The sequence below is a fragment of the Corynebacterium sp. MSK004 genome (assembly GCF_030232515.1).
GTDB lineage: Bacteria > Actinomycetota > Actinomycetes > Mycobacteriales > Mycobacteriaceae > Corynebacterium > Corynebacterium hesseae.
Window position 1 is genome coordinate 448890 of record NZ_JASPKB010000001.1, and the last position, 22399, is coordinate 471288.

At 60.4% G+C, this 22399-nt stretch carries 9 protein-coding genes; 3 read left to right on the forward strand and 6 right to left on the reverse strand.

Annotation, left to right across the window (positions count from 1 at the left end; genetic code table 11):
- Window positions 1-4 precede the first annotated feature (4 nt).
- Entirely contained in the window at window positions 5-1270 is a 1266-nt protein-coding gene (gene mshA, locus QP999_RS02180) for a D-inositol-3-phosphate glycosyltransferase (protein WP_284847561.1), read from the reverse strand.
- A 76-nt stretch (window positions 1271-1346) separates the two neighbouring features.
- On the opposite strand from mshA, the gene QP999_RS02185 reads away from it, so the two are divergent.
- Together QP999_RS02185 and QP999_RS02190 are read left to right on the forward strand one after the other, a co-directional pair.
- Window positions 1347-3059 (forward strand): long-chain-fatty-acid--CoA ligase, encoded by a 1713-nt coding sequence (locus QP999_RS02185; RefSeq protein ID WP_070533968.1) that lies wholly within the window; start codon window positions 1347-1349, stop codon window positions 3057-3059.
- Window positions 3060-3238: 179 nt separating this feature from the next.
- Window positions 3239-4978 carry a long-chain-fatty-acid--CoA ligase gene (locus tag QP999_RS02190; RefSeq protein ID WP_070708069.1) on the forward strand — a complete coding sequence of 580 codons (1740 nt, stop codon included), beginning with the start codon at window positions 3239-3241 and terminating at the stop codon, window positions 4976-4978.
- Here the strand turns inward: QP999_RS02190 and QP999_RS02195 are convergent.
- On the reverse strand, window positions 4975-5901 hold the full coding sequence (locus QP999_RS02195; RefSeq protein ID WP_070561564.1) for a hypothetical protein: 927 nt from the start codon (window positions 5899-5901) through the stop codon (window positions 4975-4977). The genes QP999_RS02190 and QP999_RS02195 overlap by 4 nt on opposite strands.
- A gap of 372 nt (window positions 5902-6273) precedes the next feature.
- On the opposite strand from QP999_RS02195, the gene QP999_RS02200 reads away from it, so the two are divergent.
- Window positions 6274-15222 (forward strand): type I polyketide synthase, encoded by an 8949-nt coding sequence (locus QP999_RS02200; RefSeq protein WP_284847562.1) that lies wholly within the window; start codon window positions 6274-6276, stop codon window positions 15220-15222.
- 117 nt (window positions 15223-15339) lie between these two features.
- Here the strand turns inward: QP999_RS02200 and QP999_RS02205 are convergent, their stop codons facing one another.
- From QP999_RS02205 to QP999_RS02220, 4 genes are all read right to left on the reverse strand, one after another.
- On the reverse strand, window positions 15340-15924 hold the full coding sequence (locus QP999_RS02205; protein WP_284847563.1) for a hypothetical protein: 585 nt from the start codon (window positions 15922-15924) through the stop codon (window positions 15340-15342).
- A gap of 408 nt (window positions 15925-16332) precedes the next feature.
- Complete coding sequence (locus QP999_RS02210) at window positions 16333-17505, reverse strand: GIY-YIG nuclease family protein (RefSeq protein ID WP_284847564.1); 1173 nt, start codon at window positions 17503-17505, stop codon at window positions 16333-16335.
- Window positions 17498-19477 (reverse strand): DEAD/DEAH box helicase, encoded by a 1980-nt coding sequence (locus QP999_RS02215; RefSeq protein ID WP_284847565.1) that lies wholly within the window; start codon window positions 19475-19477, stop codon window positions 17498-17500. Before QP999_RS02215 ends, QP999_RS02210 begins: the two co-directional genes overlap by 8 nt.
- Window positions 19474-22188, reverse strand: coding sequence for a DNA methyltransferase (locus tag QP999_RS02220; RefSeq protein ID WP_284847566.1), 2715 nt, complete (start codon window positions 22186-22188; stop codon window positions 19474-19476). Before QP999_RS02220 ends, QP999_RS02215 begins: the two co-directional genes overlap by 4 nt.
- Window positions 22189-22399: the final 211 nt, after the last annotated feature.

Here is a 22399-nt window from a genome sequence, read left to right on the forward strand (position 1 = left end):
GGTTTTAATATCCGATTGCCCGGCGCGCGTGGCAATCCGGAATCTCGATACTCATCGCATCGGCGTAGATGTTCTCCAACTGGGCGGCGGCCGCTGCCCAACTAAACTGCTGGGCGTGATCGACGGCGGCTTCTCCCATGGCGATGCGGCGGGGGTCGTCGTCAAGCAGCTGTTCCAATGCGTCCGCCCAGTCCTGCGCTGAGTGTGAGTGGACGAGCAAGCCCGTGTCACCGTCCGCGACGGCGATGGGCAGCCCACCGACGGCCGCCGCCACCACGGGAGTTCCGGAGGCCTGCGCTTCCATGGCCACCAGCCCGAAGGACTCGTTATAGCTGGGCACCGCAACAATGTCCGCAGCCTGGTAGATGGCCACGAGCTCTTGGGGTGGGCGCGGGCTCAGGAAACGCACGACGCGCTCCACCCCCAGCTCGCGGGCAAGGTTGTGGTAGGCATCCGGCGAGGAATTCGCCCCGGAGGCACCGCCACAGATGACCACGCGCAGGCGGCGATCCGGATCGCGCTCCATCAGCTCCGCGGCGGCGCGGATGAGCACGTCGGGGCCCTTGAACTTTTGCAGGCGGCCCACGAACGCCACCACCTTGGTGTGCAGCGGGATGCCCAGCTGGCGGCGCGCGCGTTCCGTCATGCGGTCCGTGCCCGGGGTATACAGCTCGGTGTCCGCCCCCGGGGAGACCACAACGATATTGTCCGGCGATGCATCGTAGTGCTCGATCAGATCGCGGGTCTCCTGGGCTGTATTAACCACCAGGATGTCAGCGTTATCCACCAGCTGCTGCTCACAGATGCGGCGCGCCTCAGTCTCTGGGGTGTCATCGAGCGTGCGGTGCACGTTCTTCACCGCGGCCAGCGTGTGCGCGGTGTGGACGAGGGGAATGTCCCACAGATCACGCAATAACCAGCCCACCTGACCGGAGAGCCAATAGTGAGAGTGGATGACGTCATAGTCCACCTCAAAACAGCGCGCGAAGTTATAGATCCCGCCCGTAAACGCAGCCAACTGGGTGGGCAGCTCTTCCTTGCTCAAGCCCTCATAGGGCCCCGCCACAATGTTGATGACGCGCAGGCGCTCCTCGACGCCCACCACCTCACCCTGGCTGGGGCGCGTGGCGCGGGTAAAAATATCGACCTCCACGCCGCGGCGTGCGAGCTGGCGAGCAGTATTGAGAACGTAGACGTTCATGCCGCCCGCATCCCCGGAACCGGGCTGCTCAAGGGGCGAGGTATGCATGGAAATCATCGCGATGCGCATAATTTCCCAGTGTATCCCGAAACGACCCGCGTTATACTGGCCCGTACCTTAACCTACGCGACCGAAAGGTGAATCGATGTCGGCATACGAGTCCAAGGCGTGGCTCCAGTACTACCCAGAGTGGACACCACACAGCCTGGAATACGGGGACACCACGCTTCTCGACGTTTACGACAACAACCTCGCGCTCCACCCCGACAAGCCGGCAACCTACTTCTTCGGCCGCACACAAACCTACGCCGAGCTGGACAAGCAGGTCCGCCGCGCCGCCGCCGGCCTGCGCGCCTTCGGAGTGCGCCCGGGGGACCGCGTAGCCATCGTCGCCCCCAACTGCCCGCAGTTCATCGCCTCCTTCTGGGCCGTGCTCAAGCTGGGCGCCATCGCGGTTTTACACAACCCTCTCTACACTGCCCACGAGCTGGAGGGCCTGTTCCAGAACCACGGCGCACGCATCGCCATTTCCTGGGATAAGACGGCCTCCACCTTGGAGAAGCTGCGCCCGACGACCTCCCTGGAGACCGTCGTCTCCATCAACATGATCAACGCGATGCCGACTCCGCAGCGCTTGGCCCTGCGCCTGCCTATCCCGCCACTGAAGTCCAAGCGCGATCAGCTCACCGCCCCGGCACCGAACACGGTGCCGTGGGAGTCCCTCGTTGGCAACGCCATTGGCGGCGATGGTTCTGACGTCCTCACCCCGGAGGACGTCACCAAGGACACCACCGCGCTCATCCTGTACACCTCCGGCACCACCGGCAGCCCCAAGGGCGCGGAGCTGACCCACGGCAACCTTTTCTCCAACCTGCTCATGGGCAAGCACTGGGTCCCAGGCCTGGGCGATTCCCCGGAGCGCATGCTCGCTGCGCTCCCTTTCTTCCACGCCTACGGCCTGACCATGAACGCCACCTTGGCGCCGCTCATCGCCAGCGAATTGGTTCTGCTGCCGAGCCCGCAGATGCCGCTCATCATGGATCTCATGAAGAAGCACACCCCGACCTGGGTGCCGGGCGTGCCAACCCTGTACGAGCGCATCGTGGCGAAGGCGGAAGAAGATGACGTCTCCCTGGACGGCGTGCGCGCGGCCTTCTCCGGAGCGTCGACCCTGCCGGTCAATACCGTGGAGAAGTGGGAGAAGTACACCGGCGGCATGCTCGTGGAGGGCTATGGCCTGACGGAGTGTTCGCCCATCATCGTGGGTAACCCGATGAGTGACGCCCGCCGCCCCGGCTACGTGGGCATCCCCTTCCCGGATACCGAGATTCGCATTGCCAACCCGGACAACCTTGATGAGACCATGCCGGATGGCGAAGAAGGTGAGGTGCTGGCCCGCGGCCCGCAGATCTTTAAGGGCTACTTCGGCGATGAGGAAGCCACAGAGAAGGCCTTCCACAATGGCTGGTTCCGCACCGGCGATATGGGCGTGATGGAGGAAGACGGCTTTATCCGCCTGGTCAGCCGCATCAAGGAAATCATCATCACCGGCGGATTCAACGTCTACCCCGGTGAGGTTGAGGAAACACTGCTGGATCACCCAGACGTGGCGGAGGCAGCCGTGGTGGGCCGCCCGCGTTCGGACGGTTCGGAAGACGTCGTGGCCTGCATCGTGCTTAACGACGGCGCCGCGCTCGACCCCGAAGGCCTCAAGGACTACTGCCGTGAGCGCCTGACCCGCTACAAGGTTCCGCGCACCTTCTACCACTTCGAAAAGCTGGCCACCGACCAGCTGGGCAAGATTCGCCGCCGCGAGGTTCAGGCAGATCTGCTCGAGCGCCTCAAAGCGGAGAAGTAACACGCCATAGCCCCGGAACCGATCCCTGCGTGATAAACGCACATCACCGGGGCTATTGATTTATCCCGAAAAGGTTTCGTTACCGTAAGCAACTTTGCAAAGATTTGCGAGACTCCTGTCACAAATTAGTTATACTGTTTCACACATAACAAGTTTGACCACCTAAGGAGTTCGCGAACATGACCGAAGCCCCTGCTCAGGCCTCTTCCGCTTTTGAGACGAAAGCCTGGCTCCAGTACTACCCTGAGTGGACTAAACCTAATCTGGACTACGGCACCGAAACGCTTTTGGACTCCTACCGAGAGACCGTGGAGGAATTCGGCGACAGGCCGGCGACGTGGTTCTTCGGTCACCAGATGACCTACCGCGAACTCGATACCCACGTGCGCGCCGCCGCAGCGGGCCTCAAGGCCTTTGGCATCCGTCCTGGTGATCGCGTCGCCGTAGCACTGCCCAACTGCCCCCAACACGTGGCGGTGTTCTACGCCATCCTGAAACTGGGGGCGACCGTCGTGGAGCACAACCCGCTCTACACCGCGGCTGAGCTCGAGCCCCTCTTCCAGGATCACGCCGCCCGCGTGGCCGTGGTCTGGGATAAGGCGAGCCCCACCTTTGAGAAGCTTCGCGATTCTACGCCACTCGAAACGATTGTTACGGTCAACATGATCGAGGCCATGCCGCGCCGCAAGCAGCTGCTATTACGCTTGCCGCTTCCCTTCATCAAGGACAAGCGCGCGGAGCTCTCAGTTGCCGCTCCCAATACCGTGCCGTGGAACGTGCTCACGGGGCGCGCCATCGGCGGGCAGGGCTACAAGCTGGAGGATGCGAAGGTCGATCTCAATGACACCGCACTCATTCTCTACACATCCGGAACCACCGGCAGGCCCAAAGGCGCGGAGCTGACCCACTCCAACCTGTATTGCAACATGAAGATGGCGGAAGCATGGGTGCCCGAATTGGGCAAGAAGCCCGAGCGCATGCTCGCCGCCCTCCCCCTCTTCCACGTCTATGGACTCACCCTCATCGCCGCCCTCGGCGTGCACATCGGCGGCGAGCTCGTCCTCACCCCAGCTCCCAAGGTGCCGCTTCTCCTCGAGATCATGAAGAAGCGCCTCCCCACCTGGATGCCGGGCGTGCCCACGATCTACGCCAAGGTCATGGAGGCGGCTCAGGAACAGGGCATCGATCTGCACGGTATCGAGCACAGCCTGTCGGGCGCAGCAGCGCTACCGGCGGAGATCGTTGAGGAATGGGAAACGGTCACCGGCGGCCTACTCGTAGAAGGCTACGGGCTCACGGAAACCTCGCCGATCGTGGCCGCGAACCCACTCAACAAGAATCGCCGCCCCGGCTACATCGGCATCCCCTTCCCGGATACCGAGGTGCGCATCGGCAACCCGAACAACCTCGATGAAACCCAGCCGGATGGCACCGCGGGCGAGCTCCTCGTGCGCGGACCGCAGGTATTCAAGGGCTACTTCAACATGCCGGAAGCCACCGAGCAGGCTTTCCACGACGGCTGGTACCGCACGGGTGACATGGCAGTTATGGAGTCCGATGGCTTCATCAAGATCGTCTCCCGCATCAAGGAAATGATCATTACCGGCGGCTTCAACATTTACCCGGCCGAGGTGGAAGACGTGATCCGCCAGCACCCAGACGTCACCAACGTGGCCGTCGTCGGCCGTCCGCGCGCGGATGGATCCGAGGACGTCGTAGCCTGCATCATCCTGGAGGACGGCGCGGTGCTCGACCCGGAGGGACTCAAGGACTACTGCCGCGAGCGCCTGACCCGCTACAAGGTGCCGCGCACCTTCTACCACTTCGAGCACCTGGCCTCCGACCAGCTGGGGAAGGTCCGCCGCCGCGAAGTACAGAAGGACCTTTTGAAGCTGCTCGGAGAACAAGCACCGGCCTAGGCAGCCCGGTCGATATAGCGCATCACGCGCGTGGGATTGAAGGTTCGGTAGAACGCTTCACCCACCCGGACAAGCTGGCTCACCAACGCACTGAGCTGCCAGTCCAGCTGCTCATCGGTATAGCCCCACTTCGTGGGAATACGGGCCGTGGTCACCAGCACGAGGTCCTGCTCATCGCCGCCATCGAGGTTTACCACCTCGATGCGCGCGGAGTAGACATATTGATCATCATTCATGAACTCGGCCCAGCGCACGAGCGCATCAAGGTCGCACGCACAGCGGCCGGAGGGCGTGACGAGGCGGAGTTCAATATCCCCGGAGCCATCACGAGCGGATTCAATAGTGATCGCGTGTTCATTGATAAGGATGCTCACGACCCCATTCCGGTGGTCCACCACGTGAACGGGCGTGCCGATCATTGCCAGGCGCGTGGCGCGCTCGTACACTCGCCACATCCCCACCGCTGAAACCCCATAGGCCTCGCTGAAATAGTGGGGCGATACCGGCTTAAGCCCAGACCCCTTCCGTGGCTTGGAGGGCTCTTCCGGAAACTGCTCATCCAGGCGCGCGAAGACCGCCGACATTTCGGCCGCATAGCCCGCGATAATGCTCTTGAGCTGGGCATTCGTGGCCGTCGACGGCAGATAAGGCGGCGCGAGGACCAGCAGGTGGGTATGCATAGTGGAGCTTCCGCAGGGCTCGGCAACGAGGTTGCCAGAGAGTCCACCGCCGTTGAGATCATTGACCTCCATGCGCAAAGGCTGCCGGTCCGGGTTGAACCGCACTGCACCGCCCCAATACCCGAAGACACAGAGGCCGCCCTTGTCCTCGTTGACGTCGATGCTTAAGAGCCCGCCGGCAATTCTGATGGTGGGCAAGCCGGTGGAGGAATCTTCCTCCAGCTTTCCGGCCAGCTTGGTCATAGTTTTGATTACTCGGCTTTTGCTGAGCCGAGCTGGTGTCTTGTTTGTTTTCTCGGTTGCTGATTGAGACATAGTCCCCCCTTGTTTTTCTTTTCTTTCATGCTGCGCGAACCGATGCTGAGCCACCCCTGCTCCTCCCCGAGCCGCTGCAGTGAGGCCAAGAATACAAAAGGTTGCGCAACTTCGCGCGGCGGAGACGCGGCGAGTACCCCCACAACCCAAACGTGAGAAAAACCTCACATTTTCCGCGCGGGAGACACCTATGCGCAAGGGCTTCGACTACGGTGGCTCATCATGATTGTTCTGTAGGGCTAACTAAGTCTGCCCGCAGCTCTTCATCACACCGTTCCCCATCAGCTCAAAAGAGGAAAGATGCCTGTAACTATGCTGCATTCCATGCCCCGCCCGGCCGTGCTTTTCGCCGGACAAGGCTCCGATTGGCAAGGTTTCATCGCCACCGCCGCGCAGACTGCCGCCACTGCCGAATCCCTACGTGAGGCCCTCGCCCAAGCCCGCAGCCTCACCGGCCCCGCCGCACGCACCATCGCCTCCACCTGCCCCGGCGCGCTGGAGCGCCTCGAGCAGCTCATCGCTGGTTCCACCGAGTCCACTACCCTCGACTCGCTGCCTGCGGTATCCATCCCGGGCATCGTCCTGGGCCAGATTGCCGCCATCGAGCAGCTGCGTGACCTAGGCGTCGACATCGATGAGCGCGCTGGGCATTCGCAGGGAAGCTTGGGCGCGTTGGCCGTCGACAAGCCGGCGCACGCCCTCGCCCTGGCCATCCTGATGGGGACCGCTGCCAGTGCGGTCAATGGCTCCGATCCGCGCTCCCAGATGCTGTCTGTCCGTGGCCTGGAGCGCGGCTTCGTCACTGAGCATCTGCACGGCACCGCCGCCATCGCCGTGGTCAACGGCCGCCGCCACTTCGCACTTTCCGGCAGCCCGGAGGACCTGGCCGCCACCCGCACCGCCATCGAGGAGGCCGTCAAGGGCTTCAACGCCGAGCTGGAGAAGCGCACCATCGGCGGCGATGAGCTCAGCCCTCGTTTCGATGAGCTGCCCGTGGCCCTTCCCTTCCACAACCCGGTGCTGGCCATGGCGGCCGAGCGCACCGTGGCGCTGGCTCAGAAGTGCGGCCTCGACGTGGATGAGGCCCGCGCGCAGGCCGAGGCCATCCTGGTCAACGAACATGATTGGCCGGCCACGCTGGCCGCACTCAACTCCGAGCACCTCATTGTCCTGGACCGCGCCTTGGCGAACATCACCCGCCGCGTGGTGCAGGGAACCGGGGTGACTGTGGTCTCGGCCGCCACCCCGCAGGAGCTCAATGCGCTGGCCACACCAGGCACTGAACTGCCCAAGGCCCTCAACTACGCCGACTTCGCCCCGCGCACCATCGAGCTTCCCAATGGCCGCACCTACACCCAGACCCGCTTCTCCGATCTCACGGGCCTGTCCCCCATCATGCTGGGCGGCATGACGCCGACGTCTGCCGATGGTGAGATCGTCGCCGCGGCGGCCAACGCCGGGCACTGGACGGAGATGGCCGGCGGCGGCATGTACTCCGATGAGGTCTTCCGCTCGCACCTGGCCACCATGGAAAAGCACCTGCGCCCCGGACGCACGGCACAGTTCAACACCATGTTCTTCGACCGCTTCCTGTGGAACCTGCACTTTGGCCAAGCGCGCATCGTGCCCAAGGCCCGCGCGGCCGGTGCGGCTTTCAACGGCGTGTGCATCTCCGCCGGCATTCCGGAGGTAGAGGAAGCCGGCGAACTGATGGACCGCCTCCACACCGACGGTTTCCCCTTCATCTCCTTCAAGCCCGGTACCGCAAAGCAGATCCGGGATGTGCTGGCCATCGCCACGGCCTACCCGGAGGACCGCATCATCATGCAGGTCGAGGACGGCCACGCCGGCGGCCACCACTCCTGGGTCAACCTGGATGACATGCTGCTGGATACCTACGCCGAAATCCGCCAGCACCCCAACGTCTACCTGGCAGTCGGCGGCGGCATCGCCTCTCCGGACCGCGCCACCTCCTACCTCACCGGCGAGTGGGCGATAAAGCACGGCCTGCCCGCTATGCCTGTCGACGCCGTCTTCATCGGCACCGTCGCCATGGCCACCAAGGAAGCTAAGGCCACCGATTCGGTGAAGGACCTGCTGGTCAATACCACCGGCATTTCCCCAGAGGACAATGATGGCTGGGTCGGCCGCGGAACCGGAGCGCATGGCGTGGCGTCCTCCCAGTCCCACCTGCTGGCGGACATCCACGACCTGGATAATTCCTTCGCGGCGGCCTCGCGCCTGATTACTTCCCTGAGCATCGAGGACTACCCGGCGCACCGCCAGGAGATCATCGATGCCCTGGCCAAGACCTGCAAACCCTACTTCGGCGATGTGGAATCCATGACCTACGCCGAGTGGCTGGAGCGTTTCGTGGAGCTGGCCCACCCGTTCGTGGATCCCAGTTGGGATGACCGCTTCCTCGATCTCCTCCACCGCGTCGAAGCCCGCCTCAACCCGGCGGACCACGGCCAGATTGAAACCCTCTTCACCAGCGTTGAGGACGTCCACGATGCCCCGCGGGCCGTCGCCAAGCTGCTGGCCGAATACCCCGCCGCGCGCAGCACCGAGGTCTCCGCGCGCGATGCCGCCTGGTGGATTTCCCTGCACTACAAGCACGTCAAGCCCATGCCGTGGGTACCGGCCCTGGACGGTGACCTGAAGTCCTGGTTTGGCAAGGACACCCTCTGGCAGGCACAGGATGAGCGCTACACCGCTGACCAGGTGCGCATCATCCCCGGCCCCGTGGCCGTGGCCGGCATTACCAAGAAGAACGAGCCCGTGGCGGACCTGCTTGCCCGCTTCGAGCAGGCCACCACGGATGCGCTGCTGGAGCAGGGGGTCAAGCCGCAGAAGGCTTTCTCCCGCCTGAACTCCGCCGCCGATGAGGCCGCGTTCCTGCGTACTTCTCCTACCCTGCTGTGGCACGGCCACCTCATGGCCAACCCGGCTTATGAGATGGATGAGAACGCCTTCGACCTGCGCCAGGATGCCGAGGGCAACTGGGAGATCGTCATCACCGCGGATTCCTACTGGGATGACCTGCCGGAGGAGCAGCGCCCCTTCTACGTTCGCGAGGTCACCGTCCCAGTAGACTTGCCGGAGGACGTGGCCACGGGTGGCTCCCCGGTGGTCTCCGAGGAGCGCCTGCCCAACTCCGTCTTCACCCTCCTGGAGGGCCTGGCTGGTGTCGGCTCCACGGCGGAGCAGGGCGATGAGATCACGGAGATGCCCACCGTCGAGTCTGGCTACTCCTTCCACTTCCCCGCCTCGCTGCTCTCCGCACACAGCGCGGTGACCTGCGGCGATGCTGCAGCCGAGAAGGCCGGCACCCCGGATGTTCTGGTCGGTCCCTGCTGGCCGGCCATCTATGCCGCGCTCGGCTCCGGGCGCTTGGAGGATGGCTACCCCGTCATCGAGGGCCTGCTCAACGCGGTGCACCTGGACCACGTCATCGACGTGCGCGTGCCGCTGGAGCAGCTTGCCGACGGCCGCCAGATCGACGTCACCTCCTCCTGCACCGCCATCGAGGAATCCGTCTCCGGGCGCATCGTCACGGTGGAGCTGGAGCTCAAGGATCACGCTTCCGGTGATGTCGTGGCCACGCAGATGCACCGCTTTGCCATCCGCGGCCGCGCCACCGGCACCGCCGCGCCGAGCCAGGCACCGGAGTGGGGCGGCGGCAAGTCCGCCACCAAGGTGGTGCCGACTCCGCGCTCCTTTATCGACCGCGCCACCGTCACCGCCCCGCAGGACATGACGCCCTTCGCGCTGGTCTCCGGCGACTATAACCCGATCCACACTTCCTATAACGCTGCCCAACTGGTGAACCTGCAGGCACCGCTGGTGCACGGCATGTGGCTCTCGGCCGCCGCGCAGCAAGTGGCCGGACGCCACGGCCGCGTGGTGGGCTGGACCTACTCCATGTACGGCATGGTGCAGCTGGGCGATGACATCGAGGTCACCGTCGAGCGCGTCGGCCGCAAGGGTATCCATGAGGCCCTCGAGGTCACCTGCCGCATCGACGGCGAGGTGGTCTCCCGCGGCCAGGCTCTGCTCGCCGCGCCGACCACGGCGTACGTCTACCCCGGCCAGGGCATCCAGGCCGAAGGCATGGGCAAGGGCGACCGCCAGGCCTCCCCGGCAGCGCGCGAGGCGTGGCGCCGTGCCGATGCGCATACCCGCGAGAACCTGGGCTTTAGCATCCAGAAGATCATCGATGAGAACCCGACGGAGCTCACCGTTCGCGGAACTACCTTCCGCCACCCGCAGGGTGTGCTGCACCTGACCCAGTTCACGCAGGTGGCCCTGGCCGTGGTGGCCTATGCCCAGACCGAGCGCCTGCGCGCCGAGGACGCTCTGGCGCCGACCTCCTACTTCGCCGGCCACTCCCTGGGCGAGTACACAGCGCTGGCCTCGCTGGCGAATATCTTCGACCTCGAGGGTGTCATCGACATCGTCTACTCCCGCGGCTCCGCCATGGGCAGCCTGGTCCCGCGCGACGCGGAGGGTAACTCCGAATACGCCATGGCGGCACTGCGCCCGAACATGGCTGGTATTGATGCCGACAGCGTCGACGCTTGGGTGGCTGAGGTCGCCGAGGCCACCGGCGAGTTCCTGGAGATTGTTAACTACAACATCCGCGGTCAGCAGTACTCCGTCGCCGGCACCAAGAAGGGGCTCAAGGCCCTGGTGGACAAGGCCAATGCCATCGCCCCGCGCGCGGCGGTCATGGTCCCGGGCATCGACGTGCCTTTCCACTCCCGCGTGCTGCGCGAGGGTGTTCCGGCCTTCGCCGAAAAACTCGACGAGCTCCTGCCACAGGAGCTGGACCTCGATGCCCTGGTAGGCCGCTATATCCCGAACCTGGTGGCCCGCCCCTTCGAGCTCACCCAGGACTTCGTCGACGCCGTGGCCCCGCTGGCACCCTCCGGCAAGCTGGACGGGCTGAAGGTGGAGGACCTCTCCGAGCACGAGCTCGCCCGCCTGCTGCTCATTGAGCTGCTGTCCTGGCAGTTCGCCTCACCTGTGCGCTGGATTGAGACCCAGGACCTCCTCTTTGGCAAGGTCGAGCAGATCATCGAGGTCGGCCTGGCTTCTTCCCCGACCCTGACCAACCTGGCCACCCGCTCGCTAGCCGTCGCCGGCATCCCGGAGGGCACCATCCGCGTGCTCAACGTGGAGCGCGACCAAGAGCAGGTCATGCTTGCCGACGTCTCCGAAGCCCCCGCCGCCGAACCCGCTACGGAATCCGACGCCGAAGAGGCACCACAAGCGAGCGAAGCACCAGCCGAAGTTCCGGCTGAGGCAGCGCCAGCACCGACCCCTACACCTACCGCCGCAGCTGCGAGCGACGCCCCCGAGCTGCGCTTCGGCGCGGCGGAGGCCATCATGGTGCTCTTCGCCTTCCAGAACAAGATTCGCGTGGACCAGATCACGGACTCCGACACCGTGGAGGAGCTGACCAACGGTGTGTCCTCCCGACGTAACCAGCTGCTCATGGACATGTCCGCGGAAGTCGGCGTGCCGGCCATCGATGGCGCCGCCGATGCCGACGTGGCTACGCTGCGCGAGAAGGTCGCCACCGCCGCCCCGGGCTACTCCGCGTTCGGCCCGGTGCTGGGTGAGGCCGTCGGTGCGCGCCTGCGCCAGCTCTTCGGCGCTGCGGGCCTCAAGCCCACCGCCGTGGCGGACTACGTCACCGGCACCTGGGGCCTGCCCGAGTCCTGGGTTGCCCACGTCGAGGCAGAAATCCTGCTCGGCTCCCGCGAGGAGGACTCGGTGCGCGGCGGATCGCTGAACACCGTGCCGGCGAGCGCTACCTCGAAGCCCGCGGCACACGAGCTGATCGACGCCGCCGTCCAGGCCGTCGCCGCTACCCACGGTGCATCCGTATCCAAGGGCGCGGCCGCCGGTGGCGCCGGTGGCGGTGCCGTGGTTGACTCCGCTGCGTTCGATGCCTTCGCCGAGACCGTCACCGGTGAGAACGGCGTGCTGGCTACAGCCGCCCGTCAGCTTCTCTCCCAGCTGGGCTTGGACTCCGAACCGGAGCTCATCGAGGCCCCTGACACCACCGTCATCGATGCCGTTGAGGCAGAGCTCGGCTCCGGCTGGCTCAAGTCCGTCACGCCCTCCTTCGATGCGAACAAGGCCGTGCTTTTCGACGATTCCTGGGCCATCGCCCGCGAGCGCCTCGCCCGCGTGGCGCTGGGCCAGGCCGAGTACCCAGTGGACAGCTTCCGCGGTGCCGGCGAGGATCTAGCTCGCCAGGCCCGCTGGTGGAAGCGCGAAGACATCGCGCAGGCCGCCGTGGACACCACCCCCGGCGCGTTCGCCGGTGAGGTCGCCCTGGTCACGGGCGCTGCGCCTGGTTCCATCGCCACCGCACTGGTGGAGCGCCTGCTGGAGGGCGGCGCGACCGTCATCATGACCGCCTCCCGTGTCAGCCAGGCCCGCAAGGAGTTCGCGCGCACGCTCTACGCCGAGCACGGCGCCGCCGGTTCCGCCCTGTGGCTGGTCCCGGCGAACCTGTCGAGCTTCCGTGATATTGACGCCCTCATCGACTGGATCGGCACTGAGCAGCGCGAGTCCGTGGGCAACGAGGTCAAGATTCTCAAGCCTGCGCTGACCCCGACGCTGGCCTTCCCCTTCGCCGCGCCGAGTGTCTCCGGCTCGCTGGCGGATGCCTCCGGAACGACCGAGACGCAGGCCCGCCTGTTGCTGTGGTCCGTCGAGCGCACCATTGCGGGGCTGGCGAGGTTGAGTCAGGGGGACGTCGACAAGCGCTGCCATGTCGTCCTGCCGGGCTCGCCCAACCGCGGCACCTTCGGTGGCGACGGCGCCTACGGCGAGGTCAAGGCGGCACTCGATGCCATCCTCAACAAGTGGAAGGTCGAAGCCGGCTGGCCGCAGGGTGTCACCCTGGCGCAGGCCAAGATCGGCTGGGTGGCTGGCACGCACCTCATGGGCGGCAACGATGGGCTGGTGCCCGCCGCCGAGAAGGCCGGCATCAAGGTGTGGAGCCCGGAGGAGATTTCCACCGAGCTCATGGACCTGGCCAGCGCCGACTCGCGCGCGCAAGCAGCGCATGCCCCGGTGGAGAAGGACCTCACCGGCGGCCTGGAGGGCTTCTCTCTCACCGAGCTCGCCGCAGATGTGGAGCCGGCTGACGTCGATCCGCACGAGGATAAGGAGGCTCCCGCGACCATCACCGCGCTGCCCAACCAGGTGCAGGCGGTTCAGCCAGGCCTGGAGGAAGAAGTTGGCCAGGTCACCACGGACCTGGAGGACATGGTGGTCATCGCCGGTATCGGCGAGGTCTCCTCGTGGGGCTCCGGCCGCACACGCTTCGAGGCCGAGTATGGCCTGCAGCGCGATGGTTCCGCAGAGCTCACCGCCGCCGGTGTGCTGGAGCTGGCCTGGATGACCGGGCTGGTGGAATGGCGCGAAGACCCACACCCGGGTTGGTTCGTGGTGGAGAGCGATGAAGAGATTGCCGAAGAGGACATCTTCGAGCGCTTCCGCGATGAGGTCGTCGCACGCTCCGGCGTGCGCACGCTGACCGATAAGTACCACCTCACCGACAGCGGCTCCATCGACCTGACCACCGTCTTCCTGGACCGCGACGTCACCTTCACCGTGGATTCGGAGGCCACCGCACGCGATATCCAGGAGGCGGACCCAGAGTTCGTCAGCATCGCCGAAGTAGACGGCGAATGGCAGATCACCCGCCGCCAGGGTGCCACCGTTAAGGTGCCGCGCAAGGCCACGCTGACCCGCACCGTCGCCGCGCAGATGCCGGATGACTTCGACGCCGCCAAGTGGGGAATCCCGGAGCACATGCTGGATTCCTTGGACCGCATGGCGGTGTGGACCCTGGTCAGCGCGGTGGATGCCTTCACCCAGGCCGGCTTCTCCCCGGCAGAGCTGCTGCGCTCCATTCACCCGGGTCAGGTGGCCACCACGCAGGGCACCGGCATCGGCGGCATGGAGTCCCTGCACAAGGTCTTCGTCACCCGCTTCCTCGGCGAGGAGCGCCCGTCCGACATCCTGCAGGAAGCCCTGCCGAACGTCATCGCGGCGCACACCATGCAGTCCCTGGTGGGCGGCTACGGCTCCATGATTCACCCCATCGGCGCCTGCGCTACCGCGGCGGTGTCGATTGAGGAGGCCGTGGACAAGATCGCCCTGGGCAAAGCCGATGTGGTCGTGGCCGGCGGCATCGACGATGTCCAGGTGGAATCCCTCCAGGGCTTCGGTGACATGAACGCCACCGCGGAGACCGCGAAGATGACAGCCAAGGGAATCGATGATCGCTTCATCTCCCGCGCCAACGACCGCCGCCGCGGCGGCTTCCTCGAAGGCGAGGGCGGCGGCACGGTCCTGCTAGTTCGCGCCTCACTAGCAGCCGACTTAGGACTGCCGGTGCTCGCGGTGGTCGCGCACGCTGCCTCCTATGGCGACGGCGCCCACACCTCCATCCCGGCCCCGGGCCTGGGTGCGCTGGGCGCTGGCCGCGGCCGGGAGAACTCCCGCCTGGCGCGCTCGCTGCGCGGTCTGGGCCTGACGCCAAACGACGTCAGCGTCCTGTCCAAGCACGACACCTCCACCAACGCCAACGACCCCAACGAGTCGGAGCTGCACTCCATCCTGTGGCCGGCCATCGGGCGCGACGCGGATCAACCGATGTTCGTCATTTCCCAGAAGACGCTCACCGGTCACTCCAAGGCGGGTGCCGCGCTCTTCCAAACCGGCGGCATCATCGACGTCTTCCGCACGCACCGCATCCCGGCGAACGTGTCCCTGGATTGTGTTGACCCACTCATCGCACCGAAGGCGCCGAACCTGGTGTGGCTGCGTTCCCCGCTGGACCTCGGCTCTGCGGGCCACAGCGTGAAGGCAGCGGCACTGACCTCGCTCGGCTTCGGCCACGTCAGCGCGCTCATCGTCTACGCCCACCCAGGCGTGTTCGAGCAGGCCGTGTCCCAGCAGCGTGGGGCGGATGCCGCTGCCGAGTGGCGGAAGCGCGCCGAGCAGCGCCTGCGCGCCGGCCGCGCCCACTTCGAGGCCGGCATGCTCGGCCGCGCACCGCTCTTCGAGGTCATCGACGGCCGCCGCCTCCCAGCACGCGACGCCAAGGTGATGATTGACGGCTACGGCCTCGTCGACGCCGACAAGGCCGCGGAAATCTCCATGCTCCTCGACGCCGATGCGCGCCTGGGCGCAAACGGGGAGTTCCCGAGTGTGTAGTCGTTAGCAATTAGGGCCAGTTCGTACTTGAACTGGCCCTTTACTTTTGACCAAGCACCGTTTCGCTCTATGTCGCGACGATGTTTGCTCACCGACTCTTTTCAATTAAATATTGCATCACGCGCTTTGGAACATCCGCCGAAAAATATTGACAAGCATGATTACGGAATCAGCGATTATGCCAGCTTCACGGCGCGATGAGTTCGGTGCGTGTTTTATCGAATGCGCTAACGCAATTGCCTTACGAACAAAACTACGCAGTTCACTATTCGCTGGTCCTGGAAGTTCTACGTCAACAACTCGTTCCAGCCGATTTTTTGAGTTTCCCTCATTAAATCTATTCGCATCATCACTATCCCGTAAGTGACGAGTTTCGTCAAAGGCTACGCGGTTCAATTCGTCGAGAATGCGAACCACCCGATTACCGACATCGCTGAAGTCACTTTGAGTATTTGCAAAAGCAAACTTCTCACGGAGCTCCTTGATTTCTGTATCAATCCGCACCCATCCGGTAGAATCCCGCGGACTAACAGGAGAAGCCAGTTTTCCTTGAAGCTGCGCATCTTCGAGGCCTTCGACATGCCTCTCAAACGGATCAAATATTGCGCTAAGAATCTGCCGTCTAGCTTGATAGCTTCCTTCAGCACCGTTCTGTTTCCAATAGTCTTTAAACGAAGACTCATCCTTAAAAGGAATATCCAAGTTAAATCTCAAGCGTATTGCTACGGATTACAATGAACGACGACACGTCGCAAGTTCTTCTTCCGAAAGCCGACGACTTCCAGATGTCCCACGCACTGTAAATTCATCTCGGACAATTTGAGTTAGGGGAACGACGACTTCCAAGTCAGCTCGGCTGGAAGTCCCGTTTCTAACTTCCTCAAGCAACTTCCGATTAATTCGTTGTACTTGCCTTTCTACCAAGCCATCGAACACGTCAATCCATTCAAAGAAATCATCCTGTTGCAAGAACCAATCTCCTTCAAAACCAGATTTTTGACTTTCGATCCACCTACAAGTCAAGAGTCGTGCCGAACTATTGACTACCTGTTCAAGCTTCGACTCCCTTAGTTAAGCCGTCCCTCGCTACATTTTAAAAATATGCCGACCTCAATCTTCGCGAGGTACTAGCTGTTCTTGCGCGGGGTCATAAACAACGTTGACAATGTCACCGGTCAAAATCATCTTGATCGCCTGGTTGATAACCGGCAGCGGAGCCACAAACCACTCGTGTGGGTTGTACATACGCCCGTCAATGCCTACCTGTGAAACATTCAATCGAACGCTGCCAAACACCCGATGTAGCAAACTCTCCAGTGAAGAGGGACGCAAATTATAGACGCGGTAATCCTCCTCGATATGAACTGGCGCCATCAAAAATGTCGGCTCTTTCTCCGCATTCGCGATCCGCTTCTTCACCGGATTGCGAGAGAACCCAATCTTGTACAGGTTCTCAATCGAAGAAATCTGCGGGTCTTCGCTGAGTGAGCGCAGCACGTACACATGTCCGCTCTCAACGTCGGCGTCCCCGATTTCTGAAGCATCAAATCCTGAACGTACAATCGAGCGTCCGTCCTGCAAATAGAAGCGAATAGACAACGACTGTCTATACATGGATCCTTCGGTACCGTTTTCAAAAATGACGCGGAGACGCTGCTTCTTCTTTGTTGTGCTTCCGCTGGCCACGATTTCGTCCTCACCAACTTCTGCAACGAAGAGCATCACGCCAGCCAGAATGAAGAATTGGCCTTCCTTGATCGTGTCCTCGCCAGCGAAGTCCCTAATGACGAATTCACCAGATGCCAGATCCGCATGCATCTGCTTGAAGAGCGGCTCAAACTCTTCGAAGTTCTTTGCCTTAACACGACGAGAAACTTCTTTAGCACTCCGGCGCTCAGCGATTACAGGCAGCGATGAAGTATCAAAAATATCGCTTTCATCGTCAAGAAGATCAAGGTCATCATTCGCCAAAAGATCCTCGTAAGAATCAATCTCTGGCTTCGCGAGTAGCTCAAACTCATCGAGGTGAGCAACCGCAGCAGCTCGTTCCGGAGCCGCACGAAAACCATCGAGTCGTGCTCCCAGCTTGCGCTCTGCAATATCCAGAGTCTCTGAGGACGGCACACGTTGGTGTTCGCGATAGAACTCCACAATCTCTAAAAAGCTGCGTTCCAGCCTATCGCTCGAAGTAACCGGCTTTGGCTTCGCTGGCGCATCAAGCAAACCGCCGGTATCACTAGCGAGAAGCTCCGCAAAAGCTGCTGCGTCGAAGTCATCATTCATCTCCGGCTAGCTCCTTTCTCTTTTGCTCGCGCTTCAGCTGCTGTAGCACCATCAATGCGTTACCATAAAGCCTTTCCGTAGCGTCCTTGGAACGACGGTCCGGCCTACGTCCATTAACCTTCGCCCAATCTTGAATCGTGGGGAAGAGCTTCATCGCTTCATTCGGCGTCAGTGCAATACGTGTCAGGTCAATGCTGTCGGAAATCAGTTTAAGCACCGACGGCGTAACCGACTTCGAAAGCACTTCAAATGCCCGCTGGAAGGGATTAATCGAGTCAATCAGATTAATGCTCAGCTCATCAATATTCACGAAACGATTAGCGAGCTCGATGAACCGCTTGTCGCCGACTTCGCGAACGCGGCCAGTCTTCACAACAGAATCGACGACAATCCGCTGTCGAACTTCCTCTACCTCGGTATCGTTCAGATCCGGGTATTTCTCTCGGATGATTTTCGGGATAAGGATTTTGTTCGCTGTCTCTGGTTCTGACCCGCCGATCGCTGCGCGTGCAAACGTATCGTCCTGAAGAATCGTAGCTTTCAGATCATTGAGATCCGCCTCGACGATCTGCTTCACTCTCTCAGTGGATGGTTCTTGGAAGCCAAACACCTTAATCTTACCCGCAGTAGATTTGTCGTCTCGGTCCTTCTTCTTCTTGAAATCAAAGTTGGGTGCCAGTACCTGTTCCATAAGCAACGAGGCAGTAATTGCCTTCAGAATATTGTTCACCGAAACAGTGACTTCGTCCTGACCTGCGTCGGGCTCAGCGATAAGGTTCGTAAACTGAGCGTGGGCTTTCCCTTCCACATCACGGGTCACGCGCCCAATGATCTGGATTATTTCCGTCAACGATGCTCGGTAGCCAACAGTCAAGGCGTGCTCCGCGTAAGGCCAGTCAAAGCCTTCCTTCGCCATGCCAAGGGCAATGATGATGTCTACTCCATCGCGCTGCTTTGCCGCCACGTCAGTCAGATACAACAGCGTCTCGGCACGACGTTTCGGGTTGGAATCATCAACCAAATCGGCGACGCGCAGGATCTCACCGGTATCGCGACGGCAAACGTTGATAATGCCTGATTCCGCATCGACTGACTCAACATCTCCAATGATGTCGATGACGGTGTTGACTTCTTCAATCTTGTCCTTGGTGGACTCACCCGAATTCACGTTAGGGATGTGAAGAATCGTCTTCCGATCAAGATCAAGGACTTCATCCAACGCATCGGTATAGCGGCCCTGGTAGAAATGGTGTCCAATGCCAAGCGACTTCAGATACGTATAGCCGTTGAGCTGGTCATAATACGTAAACGTCACCGGAGTGAATTTAGCTTCGTCCTCAGGAGCAAGCACCGGCATGGTATCGCCACGGAAGTAGGAACCCGTCATCGCCACAATATGGGCATCCGAGCCTCTCATCACGTCATGTAAAAGCGCAGCCAATCGGTTTGATTCCGTATCCGCAGAGACATGGTGAAACTCATCGATTGCGAGAACTGCCCCGTTGAAGTCTTCCGGAGCCAATTTCTCAAACGCAAAGCGCAGCGTCGCATGCGTACACACCAGAATCGGATCAGGTCCATGCAAGAACTTGATAAATGCATCGACCTTGCTCGCCGAGGCTCCAGGTGTGCAGAGATTATTGGAATCCTTGACTTCCCAATCCGCGAAGAACCCGTTCGCCATCAGCTGTGTACTAGCGAACGACGCGCCAATAGAGCGCTCTGGCACGGCAACGATTACCTTCTTACGTCCCTGATTGAACAGTTTGTCCAAAGACACAAACATCAACGCGCGCGACTTTCCCGATGCCGGCGGCGCCTTAATCAGCAAATACTGAGCTGCGCGCTCTTCAAAGACACGACGCTGCATCTCGCGCATGCCCATTCCATCAGTGTTAACTGACGTACCCGACTGCGCATATTCAACGGTGACCACGTTTTCTACCGCCTGACTAAAGCTCTTCGCACTCATTTCTTCCGCTTACCTTTCGCTCCCGCAGCTTCTTCCGCTTCAATTGCCTCTTTATACATAGCAAAGAGCACGGACAGTCGAGCCTCATCGCTCTCGAACGGGCGAGCGGAAAAAAGCTTATCGACAGCAGCGTCTACCTCAGCATGCGCTTGCCGCAAATTATCCGGCATTTTATCCGGGTCATAAAGTTCGGCAAGCGTGAATTCACTGTGATACTCACGAACATCAAGCACTCGAAGTGCGCGCTGCGAAAGCTCATTCTTCGCTTGGGCCGATAACTCTGGAACAGGAAAGTTGTTGTACACGATCGTATTGGAATATCGGTAGTCAGTCTTCATCTTGCCGCCAACGGCCCGGACCCAGACCATGTGCATCTTCGATGTGAGGAGCGCAAACAACCAGGGCTCTGCATCGTAAACGGCAAATGCCGCGTCTGAAACCACCGTATCTGGCCCAAGATATCCGATTGGGATGTATTCGCGACGTTCTGAAGAGACCCTAGGCACGATAATCGAATCAGTGGGCTTATAAGCACGGTGCCAAAATCGATGCGGCAGGTCAGCAAATTCGTTAGCAACCTTAGAAGTACTTCGCTTTCGTTCCGCTGCTACTTGCTCGAGGCGTTTCTGGATGAACTTAACGCTTCGCGCTTCAGCTACATCACTATCATCTATCCAAAGACAAAATCTATCGTTCCCGTTGATAAACTCTGATGACCCCAAGTATTTCTTCACAAATTTCTTGGCATTAACGTTCTCAGTTAACAGTTGTTCTGAATCAAAAACGGACAATTGAAGATGCTTACCGTCGCGCGGCACAGAACCAAACGCCATTTGCGGGAGCTGAGAAGAAAGCGGCGATGTGCGTCGGTATACAAACACATTCTCTGCATCGGCCAAATAACCATTAATCGAGGACACCTCAATTCGAGCGTTACCGCTAAATAGATATTTCTTCTTTTCTGAAACAGCCCTCATTCCAATGACAACAACAGTCACACCCGCGTTATGTTTTGCATTATTTTCCCACTTAAACGAAGTATATGCATAGCTAATTTCAACGCCTTTATCAAATATCATCGGGAACATCAATCCGACGTGTTCACCTTGAACAACGGAATTTGTGGCTACGAAAGACAGCTCTGCAAGAGTACCAGCAATGTAACCTGCCCCTTTGATAAACCAAAGCGAAATGTAGTCAAGGTTTTTTGAAAAAGGTCGATCACCAAAGACATACGGGAAATCCGACTTTTGTTCTGTACTTACCTTCCGAGAACCTCCGTAGGGCGGGTTTCCAATAAGATAGAGTTCCTCGTTTCCGCCATTTGGGCAAACTTGTTTCCAATCAAGACGTGTTGCGTTTCCAGCCTGAATGCGCCCCGTCTCCCTCAGAGGAATGAGCGGAATTTCGGTACCAAATTTATCTTTAAACTCCGTATTCATTTGATGTTTAGCAATCCACATTGACAAGACTGCGATCTCGACAGCGAAATCATCGATTTCAATACCGTAAAAGTTCTCAATGCTGATGCGCGAGTCGGACCAAAGCACGCTGTGCCTTTGATCTAGTAAAGCCAGTCGCTCGAGGATTGAGTGCTCCAGCCGGCGTAGTTCTTTATATGCGATAACAAGGAAATTTCCTGAGCCACAGGCCGGATCAAATACCTTAATCAGTGCAATGCGATCGTAAAGTCTGTTCAATCGCGGAATGCTATCGAATGACGCATCGAATTCATCCTTAAGCTCATCAAGGAACAGCGGCTCAATAGTCTTCAGGATATTAGGCACCGAAGTATAGTGCTGGCCCATGTCCGAGCGTTGGCCGGGAGTAACAACCGCTTGAAACATCGAGCCAAAAATGTCCGGGTTGATATCTTTCCAGTTCAAATTACCGAGCTCAATCAGGTGCTGGCGAGCCTTTCCGGTGAATTTTGGAACAGATATGTCAGCTGTTTCGCTAAATAAGCGACCATTGACATATGGGAAGTCCCTCAAATTGGCAGGCTTATCGTCAGCCTTAGCAGTATCTAATGCATGGAAAACTGCGATGAGAAAATCACGCATATCGCTGCCATCGGTCTGAGTCTGCGAACCAATTGCAGTCGTAAACACGTCCGGTGCAAAGATGCCGGTATCTTCCGCAAAGAAGCAGAACAAAAGGCGAGTAAAGAATACGTTAAGGCTGTGAACGCCAGCCTTTCCGTCCGCAAGGTTCGGATTTGCCTCGAAAAGCTCATCGAAGAGCTTTCCCATCTTCTCTGCGGCACGAACATCAGCATGCGAATCGCTGACATACTGGACTTTCTCCATGCCCGCCCACGGAAGGAAGAACGTGAAGTGCTGATCAATTTGACCAATCGGAGTCTTGAGATTCTCCTGCGTCTTCATATCAAGCGCAACAAGCTCTGAATAATCCGTGGCGATGACAAAGCGCGGAGTATACCGAGTGACGTGAGCCGCAGTCGACAGCCGAACAAGATCATCGAAAGCCTGCCCCGGTTCTGATTCATGGAAGTAAACGACATTCTTCTGCGCTACTTCTCGCGAAGGATCCTGCGCGACATCGAGGTTTCCCGACCGCAGTCGCGTAATTGAAGATTTGGCGCGACCATAGGCTTCGAGCAAATCGAACAAGAACTCGCGATCATATTCGGCACGGCCACCTAGTTTCGACGTTCGTTCCTCGACTGCGCGCAGGTTCAACTTTGCCATTGTGACGCCTCTATTCCCTTTACCAATTCACGAAAATCTACAGCTCAACCGGGCAAGACCACGATCAAGGGCCACCACAGACAAACCTTCGATAAGCATAACAAGGCTTACCTGGTGTAATGCCAGCTTCGTCTTTCCGGCCTCACATTGGCGTGAGAAACCCCTGACAAACCTCACGGGTGACTACAGCTACATTAAGTAGCTCCAAGAC